Raw genomic sequence first — 11,238 nt, forward strand, 5'->3', positions numbered from 1 at the left:
GCGATCCGCGCCGACAGTACACTCGGGTTTGCCGTCGGAGTGCACCAGCTGCCGCTGGCGCTTGCCGGGGTGGAAGCCTGCTCGGACCAGAGCGGGACCGTCCACGGTCCAGGCACAACGTCGATGAAGTCGTGCGGAAAGGGGACTGGGTGGCCATGGCGCAGCCGTTCGGTCGCGAGCACGGATTCGTCTACATCGCGGTGCCGCGCCCGCCGGAGGACGACTGGATCGCCGTGGCCGCGGAGACCTTCGTCGTGCTCATCGAGTCGGGGCCGGGTGAACGCGGTGTCGACGCCCTGACCGAGCTGGCGCGTTCGGCGGATGCGCCGCTCGAGGCGATTGTGTCTGCGATTCCCGCGGGTCCTGACGGTGTGGACTCCTTCGCGGTGGTCCACCTGGACGAGCGCGCCAACGACGGATGGCGCGTCACCGCCGTCGCACGCGGCCGTGCCCTCGTCGACCTCTACTCGGACGGCGGTTCGCGGAGGTTCTCGTCGTCCGGCGTTCAGCCGTGGCTGATCGCCACGTTCCGCGATGTCGTCGCGTTCGGCCTCGGAGGTCCGGCCCGTCGATTCGACGCCGTGACGCACCGCAACCCGAGTGCCCTGGCCATCGGACTGGGCACGGCGCACGCCGGATCGCTCCTGTGGTCCATGGACTCGATCGATCGCGCGGACGCCGATGCCGCGGACGGCGACATCGGATACGTCCGGCCGGGTGCGGCACTCGACGACGACACGGTGCGCAGGTCGCCGTTCGTGCCCGGACCCGTCGAGCAGCCGGACGAGTCCGCACACGAACCTGTGGACGGCTTCGGCAGGTCGGAGGGAAGCCGAGCAGAAGAACCTGCCAGCGGCGTCCCCGCAGAGGAGACGGTCGAGCGGCACCGGATCGGCGACCTCGCTTCCATCGACGATGCCGAGGATGGGCCGGCGCTCGAGGCGGCACGATATGAGGCTTTCGAGCTGACGGTGGCGCGGGAGTCCGTCGCACATTTGTTCCGTCCGCCAGCTGACACGGACGAGGCCGAGGCCGACGACGAGGACGAGACCGTCGTCGAGGCCGGGGCCGAGGCCGACGACGAGGACGAGACCGTCGTCGAGGCCGGGGCCGAGGCCGACGACGAGGACGAGACCGTCGTCGAGGCCGGGGCCGAGGTCGGGGCCCACGGTCAAACGGCCCCCGGACAGTGCGCGGACGCGGAGGCGGACAGGTACACGGCGCCGGACGCGTCCGAGACCGATGATGCGGCGGGTCAGGCGACCGCGACAAAGGCGACCCCCGAGCCCTCGGTCGGCTCCGAGCCGTTCGCCCGGCCCTCGAAGCCGTTCACCGGAGCGCCTGAGCCGTCTCTCGGAGCGTCGGAGAGACCTGCCGAACCGGTGCCCGTCGACCGCCACGCCCCGGCAGTGCGCAACGGGGCAACGGCAGAACCGACTCCGAGGGTCTCCCCGTCCAGCGAGCTGGAGCCCACCGTCTCGATGCCGAAGCAGCCGACGCGCCGGCCCCGAGGTTCGTCGGTCGGAGCGCCGGTGAGCGCGTCAGCGTCGCCGGCCGGCGCACCCGGTCGGGCCTCCGCACCCGCGCCGAACGCCGTGGCCGAGCCGACGCCGGTGCGCGTCGGTGTCAGAGGGCGGGAGTCCGTGCTGCTGGATGCGCCGATCATCGTCGGGCGACGACCGGCGGGAACGACACGGCACGGAAGGGAGCCGCTGCTGGTCACCGTTCCTTCGCCGGAACAGGTCGTGTCGGCGTCGCACGTGAGGATCGAGCGCCAAGGGAACGTTGTCGTCGTCACCGATCTGAGGTCGAAGAACGGCACGTCGATCACCGTTCCCGGTTCGCGGCCGAGGCGTCTCCGTCCCGGAGAATCCTTCGCCGTGCCAGGGGCCGCGACGGTCGAAATCGGGGACGGGACTATCATCGAGATCACCCCGTAGCACGGTGAACGCGTCGCGCACCGACACGATCGTCGATTGGCCCGGCTTGCAGACCCCACCCGAGAGGACGGCCGCGTGACACAGATCGGGCGCAGCAGCAAGCGGCACCACATCGCCGTGCCCGGCAAAGACGGAGCTCGCATCACGCTGGCGTGGGCATCCGTCACGGACAAGGGCTACCGCCGCGCGGTGAACGAGGACAGCCTGATCGCGAGATCCCCCATCTTCGCCGTGGCCGACGGCATGGGCGGACACTCCGCAGGGGACGTCGCCAGCGCGGCAGTCGTCAACAGGCTCGCCGAGCACACCGGGCCCTCGTTCATCGACGAGGGCTCGATCGACACCGCACTCCGCGACGCCGTCGTCGACATGGAGAAGGGTGCAGGGCAAAGCGATCTGGGCACGGGGACCACCGTGACGGGATTCGCTCTCACGATGGTCGGTGGCGAACCGAGCTGGCTCGTCTTCAACATCGGAGACTCACGGGTGTACGAGCTCGAGGAGGGGGAGCTCCGGCAGCTCACGGTCGACCATTCGATCGTGCAGGAGCTTCTCGACGCGGGCGCGATCACGCCCTCGGAGGCGGAGGTGCATCCGCACTCGAACGTGATCACGCGTGCGGTCGGTTTCAACGAGGATCCCGTTCCCGATTTCAGCCTCGTTCCGCTGACGGTGGGCACGAGGCTCCTTGCCTGTTCGGACGGTCTGACGAAGGAACTGACGGAGCACGGCATCCGCCATTTCCTCACCGTCGGATCGAGCCCGCTGGACGCAGCGGGCCAGCTCATGGACGCAGCGCTCGGCAACGGCGGCAGGGACAATGTCACGGTCGTCGTGGTCGACGTGATGGAGACCCCCGATTCGCCGCTGCCGGCGGGACGACGCACCGGCAGAAGACGCTGAAACATCGGGTGTGAGCCCTGGCCGCTCCGGCCTCAGCGGACCCCAGGCCCCTCGCCACTGGTCCCGCCTACAATGGGTGCACGTTGACCCCGCCCGGGGACGAGGACGACCGAGCTGACCGGAGGCGTCATGGCGAAGAGGTTGCCGTCTGCCCCGCCCGTGCTGCCCGGATTCTCCTACGTTCGCGCGCTGGGATCCGGCGGTTTCGCCGACGTCTTCCTCTACGAGCAGAACATGCCGCGACGTCAGGTCGCCGTCAAGGTCCTCCTCAGCGAAGTCGTGACGCCGAGCGTGCGGGCGATGTTCCAGGCAGAGGCCAACCTGATGGCCCAGCTCAGCTCGCACCCGGCTGTGCTCACCGTGTATCAGGCGAGCGTGGCATCCGACGGCCGGCCGTACCTCGTGATGGAACTGTGCTCGCCGGTGCTCAACCAGCGGTACCGCGCGGAACCGCTCAGCGTCCCTGACGCCCTCGCGATCGGCGTGAAGATCGCGGGCGCCGTCGAGACCGCGCACCGAGCGGGTGTTCTGCACCGCGACGTGAAGCCGTCGAACATCCTCACGACGGCATACGGGCATCCGGTGCTCTCCGACTTCGGCATCGCGGCGACGGTCGGCGACGTCGAATTGGCGGATGCCGTCGGCCTCTCGATCCCGTGGTCGGCACCAGAAGTCATCACCGACGAGACGACGGGAACGGTCGAGAGCGAGGTGTGGGCGCTCGGCGCCACCATCTATTCGCTGGTCGCCGGACGTTCACCGTTCGAGGTCCCCGGCACTGACAATTCCTCGGCACAACTCATCGCACGCATCCAGCGCGCGAAACCCGAGCCGATCGGGAGACCGGACGTGCCGCCAAGGCTCGAGGCCGTGCTGCGTCGCTCGATGTCGAGGAAGCCGGAGGCGCGCCAGCAGAGTGTCCTCGAGCTGATCCGGGACCTGCAGGCCGTTGAGACGGAACTCGGCTTCGCGCCGACTCCGGCCGATGTCGCGACGGATGTCTGGGTCGCCGCCCCGACCGTCGATGACGACGACCGCACCAGGATCAAGGGCGTCGTCGCTGTGACGGGCGCTCAGCGGCGTCGTCGTCGCAGAGAGAATGAGCCGGCGGCGGCAGAGCCGGCGGCGCGCGAGACCGGCGCGACGTCCGGAGCGGTCGCCGGCCGGTTGAGCAAGGGTGGCGCGTGGCTGATCGCCGTCTGCGTCGTGCTCGGAGTGGCCTTCATCGTCACCCTGTCGACCGTTCTCGTGCGCGCAGGGACGCCGTCGGACATCCCGACCGTGCACGACGTCGAGGGTCGCACGGTCGCCGGGTCCGTGGAGTTCACGTGGCCGGACCCTGGAATCTCGCCGTCCGATGAATACCAGGTGAGCCTCGACGGCGGTGTACCGAGCCTGCAGCGCAGCTCGACCTTCACCGTCGATTCCCCGCAGCACAGAGTGTGCCTCACCGTCACGGTGAACCGCTCCGGTCGCACCGGTGCACCGAGCACGCCCAAATGCGTCGATCCCGTCGGGTCACCGTGATCCGCTCGCTCTTCACGCACCATCGTTCCGTCGCTGTGACCGCCGTCATCGGCGTCGTCGTCGTGGCGCTGGTCGCGACGATCGCGATCGTCTCCGGTGGCTTCGTGCAGCAGCGAATGGTGCTCGGGGATGCCGCGGTGTGGGTCACCAATTCGACAACGCAGATGCTCGGCAGGGCGAACACGCAGGTGAACGCCCTCAACTCCGCCGTCACCGCCGGCGAATCGGTGGATGTCGCACAGCGCGGCAAGTCGGTGCTGTTGGTCGACAAGGCGAACAACACCGTCGCGAAGGTTGATCCGGCATCCGTCACCGCAGGCAAGGCCATCGCACTGCCGCCGCGCGATCCGCAGGTCGGCATCGCCGGGTCGAGGGCCGTGATCGAATCGCTGACCACCGGTCAGATCTGGCTCGTGCCGCTCACCGATCTCGACTCCTTCACCTCCTCGTCGGCGCCGACCGTCGATCTCGGCAGCAAGGTCGTCACGTCCCTTGCACCGGACGGCGCACTGTTCGCTTACTCTCCGCAGTCCGGAACCGTGTACCGGATCGACGCGGCCGGCGGCGACTCCGTCACCCAGTCGTGGAAGGCCTCGGCCCCCACCCGTCGTTCTTCCGCATCGACGTCGACGCTGCAGATCACGTCGGTCGGTGGCCAGTGGGCGGTGTACGACGCTCAGTCGCGGCGGCTCCGCACGGCCGAGGGCACCCGCACCCTGCCGGATGCGGTCGGCAGCAATGCAGTGCTGCAGCAAGCGTCCGACACGGGCAGCGATCTTGCCGTGGCCTCGGATTCGGGCGTCTACCTGGTCCCGATGAACGGTGACTCCGTCCGCACGGCGGTCGAGGGCTCCTACGGTGTCGCCGCCGCTCCGGTGTGGGTGGACGGATGCCTGTACTCGGCCTGGAACACGGGTCGCACGTGGCGCTCGTGCACGGGCGGCGCAGCCGGCCGAGGCGGAACGCTCAGCGACGTGCGCCCTGGCGCGGATCTCGACTTCCGCGTCAACGGGGACACCGTGGTGCTCAATGACACAACGCACGGCACCTCGTGGTCCGTGCAGCACGACAACGGACTCATCGACAACTGGGCCGACTTCGCGAAGCCGAAGAACGACAAGCAGCAGACCGAGGAGAACATCGAGGACAAGCCGCCGACGTACGAGAAGGCCGAAGTGCCGCCGATCGCCGTCGACGACCACTTCGGTGCACGGCCAGGGGTGACGAGTCCGCTTCCCGTGCTGCTCAACGACTACGACCCGAACGGGGACGTGCTGGTGATCGACTCGTTCACGCCGGTGCCGTCCGCGACGGCGCGCATCCAGCGCACCGCCGACGATCAGGCACTGCAGATCACCCTTCCGGCCGACGCCCACGGGCAGATCGACTTCGACTACACCATCAGCGACGGTCGCGGCGGCCAGGCCACCGCTCACGTCACGGTGACCGTCCGCGAGCCGGACGAGAACTCCCCGCCGGTGCAGGTCAGAGCCACCAAGGCGACCGTCGGCGCCGGCGGACGGGTGACGACCGATGTGCTGGGCGACTGGTACGACCCCGACGGCGATCCCATCTATCTGGCCTCGGCGACCACCGCTGCACCGAACAGCGCAAGCTCCACACCGCAGGGAACCGTCGTGTACACGGATGCCGGCAAGTCCGGCAGCCTGCAGAACGTCGCGCTCGCCGTCTCCGACGGCCGCAGCGAGGGATACGGCAGCCTTGCCGTGACCGTTCGCCCGCCCACCGAAGTGCCGATCATCGCGGAGCCGTTCGTCGCGACGGCCGTCGCCGGGGACGAGATCACGATCTCGCCGCTCGGCCACGTGCGGGGAGGCGTGGGACCGGTTCGGCTGGCATCCGTACCTGACAAGCCCGATGTGACGCTCAGCCCGAACTTCGACGACGGGACGTTCGCGTTCTCCTCGGATGTTCCCGGCAGCCACTACGTGGACTACACGGTGACGGACGGATCGACGACCGCATCCGGTGAGGTGCGCGTTGTCGTGAGCGCTCCACAGGACGCGGGCGATGCCCCCGTGACGGTTCCGCACACCGCCTTCATCGAGCAGCAGAGCTCGCAGGAGGTGGACGTGCTGGCGACGGACTTCGATCCGGCCGGCGGGGTGCTCCTGATCACATCGGCCCAATCACCGCCGGAATCCGCCGGCGTGAAAGTCGAGGTTCTCGAGCAGCGGATTCTGAGGGTGACGCTGACCAGGCCGCTCAGCGGGCCGGTGTCGTTCGCCTACACCGTGAGCAATGGGACTGCGCAGACGGACGGCAGCGTTCGCGTGCTCGAGATACCGCGCCCCGCCGTGCGGCAGCCGCCGGTGGCCAACCCTGATTCCGCCACGGTGCGCGCCGGCGACGCGATCGACATCCCCGTGCTCGCCAACGACACCCAGGCGGACGGCGACGATCTCACGCTCGACACCACTCTGCCCACCCCGTTGCCGAAGGGCGACGGACTGCTGTTCGCGTCTGGCGACCAGCTGCGGTACCTGGCACCTGACAAGCCGGGCAACTACACGGCCGTGTATCGCGTCGATGATGCGGACGGCCAGTGGGCGACGGCGCAGGTGACGATCGCGGTGCGCGAAGTGGATCCGGAGTCGAACCGCGCGCCCATCCCGCGGACCATCACGGCACGCGTGTTGGCGGGCAACACCGTGCGCATTCCGATCTCGCTCGACGGGATCGATCCCGACGGCGACTCCGTGAAGCTCATCGGACAGTCCACGAACCCGCAGAAGGGCGCGGTGACGGCAGTCGGATCCGATTGGATCGACTACCAGGCCGGCGAGTACGCGGCAGGAACGGACACCTTCGACTACACGGTCGTCGACGCGCTGGGCGCCCACGCCGACGGCACGGTGCGCGTGGGCATCGCGCCGCAGACCGGTGGGGCGCGGAATCCCGTGGCCATCGAGGACCAGGTGACCGTTCGGCCCGGCAGAACAATCTCGGTCCAGGTGCTGGCGAACGACTTCGATCCCGACGGCAGCCCGCTGCACATCACGTCGGTGGAGCGCACGTCGACCGGCATCGCGAAGGCGAAGATCTCCGGCAAGGTCGTGAAGGTCACGGCACCGCAGAAGGAAGGCCGCTACGGCTTCATCTACACGGTGCAGAACGACACGGGAGGCACGAGTTCGAACTTCCTGACGGTGGTGGTGAACAAGAACGCCCCGCTCTCGCGGCCGGTCGTCCAGGACACCGTCGTGAGTCTGGCCGACATCATCGGCCGGACGCAGGTGACGGTGAATCCGCTCGCGAACGTGTTCTTCGCCGACGGTCCGGTGTCGAGTCTCAAGCTGTCGCTGGTCGCCGGCTACGGCACAACAGCGACGATCACGACCAACCACCGGGTGCAGGTGAAGATCCTGGACAAGTCGCAGATCATCCCGTTCAAGGTTGCGCATCCCGACGACCCGTCCGTCGCCTCGTACGGCTTCATCTGGGTGCCGGGCTTCGACGACGCCCTTCCGCAGTTGAAACCGGGAGCGCCGAAGCTCACGGTGCCGAGTGAGAAGACGCTCGTCATCGACCTCGACGACTACGTGGTCACGGCAGGCGGCAAGCAGGTACGGCTGACGGATGCCTCCCACGTGCATGCGACGCACGCCAACGGCGACAGCCTCGTGCGGGACAGCCACACCCTCGTGTACACCAGCGCCGCGCAATACTTCGGGCCGGCATCGATCTCATTCGAGGTGACGGACGGGTCGTCTCCCGATGCGCACGGCGCCCACATCGCCACCCTCGTGCTGCCCATCGACGTGACCGCGCGCAACAACCAGCCGCCAACGTTCACGGGTGCCCAGGTGGAGTTCGAACCGGGACAGCAGAAGACGCTGGACCTCGTGAAGCTCACGCGGTACCCGTACGCGAAGGACCAGCACGAGCTGCAGTACCGCGTGCTCGATCCGAAGCCGAGCGGGACATCCGTCTCGCTGCAGGGCCAGCAACTGACCGTCCAGGTGTCCGACAAGACACCGAAGGGAACGCACCTGAGCATCGACATCGGGGTGCGCGACTCCGTCAGCGACGGCAAGGCCGGGCGCATCGATATCACGGTCGTCCCGTCGACGAGACCTCTGGCCGTGCCGCAGCCCGACCAGGTGATCGCGCGGCGCGGAGCGACGACGACCGTGGACGTGCTGGCCAACGACGCCGCGACCAATCCGTTCCCGTCGACGCCGCTCACCGTTGTGACCGTGCGAGGGGCGTCGGATGCCGCACTGCCGGACGGCGTGCAGGTCACGCCCAGCGCAGACCGCTCCCGGCTCAGCGTGTCCGTCTCGCAGACCGCGCAGCCCATCGACACGACGCTGCAGTACGAGGTGGCGGATGCCACCGGCGACCCGGACCGCTATACCTGGGGGACGGTGACGATCTCCGTGCAGGACCGCCCGGGCCCGGTGGCGAACCTGCACATCGTGGGCGTCGGCGACCGCCAGCTCACGGTCGCCTGGGATGCCGGTTCCGCCAACAATTCGCCGATCACCGGATACACGGTCTCGCTGGTCGCATCGGGGGGAGGGGTCGTCGGATCCACGTCATGCCAGGCGACGACGTGCGTCGTCCCGACTCCCGGCAACGGCCCGCAGAACGCCGTCTCCGTGAGCGTCACGGCGAACAACGCGATAGGGACCTCGGATCCGGTCTCGTACTCCGACGCAGTCTGGTCGAACGTGGTGCCGAACGCGCCAACGAACCTGTCGGTCAGTCCCGGTGACGGACGTCTGACGGTCGGCTGGGGGGCACCGGCGGCGGGCAACAGCGCGAGTCCGGTGACGGGCTACATCGTGACGGTGGGATCCACGGCCACACTCGTGTCCGCCGGTGCGAACACCTTCACGGCGACGGGTCTGACCAACGGTCAGACCTATTCGGTCAGCGTCGCTGCGGTGAACTCGTTCTACGGCCAGCAACCCGTGTGGAACAGCGTGTCCGGCTCCGGTGTGCCGGCTGGTGCGCCGATCATCAGCAACCTGCAGGCAGTGTTCGACGGCCAAGGGAACGCCACCGTCACCTGGAGCATCAATGCGAACGGTGCCGGAGTGACTGCTCTTGCACTCGGCTCGTCAGAAGGCTCGTGCGACGGGATCAGTGTGGACGCCTCTGCCACAACCTGCCACGGGTTGGGCGGCGGCGACACTGTGACGTTCACGCTGACCGCGACGAATTCAGCCGGGACGTCGACGGGCACCGTCTCCGGGGTTGCTCACCGCGCGCCGAGCAACGTCTCCGTGACCTTCGACGCAGCCAACCCGAACGATGCGACGGGCAAGAGCACCGGAGTCTTCGCACCCACTCTGGGGACGCCGTCGGCGACGGTGGATCCCGGCGGGGCCGTCAGCTACTTCTACTCGTTCAACGCGGACCATTCGGGAGCGGTTCCCGTCGGTGCCGGCGATCGCATCACGCCGCCGGACACCAGTGTTTACGGCTCGGGGATGACCGTCTACTTCGCGGCGTCGGTGACCTACTCGAACGGCGTCAGCTACACGACCTGGACGGGAGCGCTGACGACACCGGTCGTTGCGGTCACCGCGTCGAACGTCAGTTTCGCGCCGGCGGCGCAAGGCACTGGCGGAACGTTCACCTGGGCCAGCGGACCGCTCCCAGCCGCCGGATCGACTATCTCGTGCAACGGGGCCGTCACCGGCAACTCCTGCACGACGCAGGATGCGGCTCCCGTCCTGACAGCGTCGGTCGAGGCCAACGGCACGACTTACACAACGGAGAACCGACCATGAGCAGCCGCGACACACTGAACGGCGAGACCCACGACACGCTGCCAGGGCGCAAACCATCGGCAGATCGCCGAAACCCGAACGAGAGGATCACCGTCATGCCGGACGCCCCCGCCGCCCCGCCACGGCAACTCACTCCGCTGACCGAGGACCAGGCATCCTGGTTCGCGAGCACGGTCGAGGCGATCGTCTCCAACGTCGAACGGGTGCTGCTCGGCAAGACGCATGTCATCCGCCTCGCCGTCACGGCACTCCTCAGCGAGGGGCACCTGCTGCTCGAGGACGTGCCGGGAACCGGCAAGACGTCGCTGGCGCGTGCGCTCGCCGAGAGCATCTCGGGAACGAGCAGTCGCATCCAGTTCACGCCGGATCTGCTGCCAGGAGACATCACGGGCGTCGGCGTGTACGACCAGCGCGCGGGCGACTTCGAGTTCCACAAGGGCCCGGTCTTCGCGAACGTCGTGCTGGCCGACGAGATTAACCGCGCGAGCCCGAAGACGCAGTCCGCCCTGCTGGAAGTGATGGAGGAGCGGCAGGTGAGCGTCGACGGCGTCACCCACCGTCTCGCGCCGCCGTTCATCGTGATTGCGACGCAGAACCCGGTGGAACAGGCCGGCACGTACCGGCTGCCAGAGGCGCAGCTCGACCGCTTCGTCATGAAGGCGTCGATCGGATATCCGGACCACGCGTCGATGGTGCGGATTCTGGAAGGCGCAGACCACCCGGCGCACGACACGGTGGTTCCCACTGTCGTGATGGGCGACATGGTGACCACGATGTCCAAGCTGGCACGTGCGGTACACGTCGATCCCGCGATCAACGACTACGTGTCGCGACTGGTGGACGCCACGCGCAACGCCGACGCGGTGCGGCTGGGCGTCAGCGTGCGCGGAGGGCTCTCGCTCATCCGCACCGCGAAGACGTACGCCGCCGGCCTCGGCCGTCCGTACGTGGTGCCCGACGACGTGAAGGCGCTCGCCGAGCCGGTGCTGTGCCACCGCATCGTGCTCGATCCGGAAGCCGAGTTCGACGGCATCACGGCGCAGAGCGTCATCGCCGGCGTCGTGCTGGAGACCCCGCCGCCACTGGACGGGACAGCGGTGTGA

Annotated in this window: 5 protein-coding genes; all 5 read left to right on the forward strand. The window is 68.4% G+C overall.

Annotation, left to right across the window (positions count from 1 at the left end):
• Nucleotides 1-155: 155 nt before the first annotated feature.
• Nucleotides 156-1,940, forward strand: a complete 1,785-nt coding sequence (locus HII28_RS20330) for an FHA domain-containing protein (protein WP_240978279.1) — start codon at nt 156-158, stop codon at nt 1,938-1,940.
• Nucleotides 1,941-2,015: 75 nt separating this feature from the next.
• Nucleotides 2,016-2,843, forward strand: a complete 828-nt coding sequence (locus HII28_RS15155) for a protein phosphatase 2C domain-containing protein (protein WP_170026579.1) — start codon at nt 2,016-2,018, stop codon at nt 2,841-2,843.
• Nucleotides 2,844-2,972: 129 nt separating this feature from the next.
• Nucleotides 2,973-4,370 (forward strand): serine/threonine-protein kinase, encoded by a 1,398-nt coding sequence (locus HII28_RS15160; protein ID WP_170026581.1) that lies wholly within the window; start codon nt 2,973-2,975, stop codon nt 4,368-4,370.
• A complete protein-coding gene (locus tag HII28_RS15165) occupies nt 4,343-10,135 on the forward strand; it encodes an Ig-like domain-containing protein (RefSeq protein ID WP_170026583.1) in 5,793 nt (1,930 codons plus the stop codon). The genes HII28_RS15160 and HII28_RS15165 overlap by 28 nt, the downstream gene beginning before the upstream one ends.
• A gap of 95 nt (nt 10,136-10,230) precedes the next feature.
• Complete coding sequence (locus HII28_RS15170) at nt 10,231-11,238, forward strand: MoxR family ATPase (RefSeq protein ID WP_170026876.1); 1,008 nt, start codon at nt 10,231-10,233, stop codon at nt 11,236-11,238.

The sequence above is a fragment of the Planctomonas sp. JC2975 genome, assembly GCF_012985205.1.
Classification (GTDB): domain Bacteria; phylum Actinomycetota; class Actinomycetes; order Actinomycetales; family Microbacteriaceae; genus Humibacter.

What these genes read in the sequence shown, in the direction of transcription:
- HII28_RS15160 (WP_170026581.1), top strand. Translation starts at nt 2,973, where the DNA reads ATGGCGAAGAGGTTGCCGTCTGCCCCGCCCGTGCTGCCCGGATTCTCC.
- HII28_RS20330 (WP_240978279.1), top strand. Translation starts at nt 156, where the DNA reads ATGGCGCAGCCGTTCGGTCGCGAGCACGGATTCGTCTACATCGCGGTG.
- HII28_RS15165 (WP_170026583.1), top strand. Translation starts at nt 4,343, where the DNA reads ATGCGTCGATCCCGTCGGGTCACCGTGATCCGCTCGCTCTTCACGCAC.
- HII28_RS15170 (WP_170026876.1), top strand. Translation starts at nt 10,231, where the DNA reads ATGCCGGACGCCCCCGCCGCCCCGCCACGGCAACTCACTCCGCTGACC.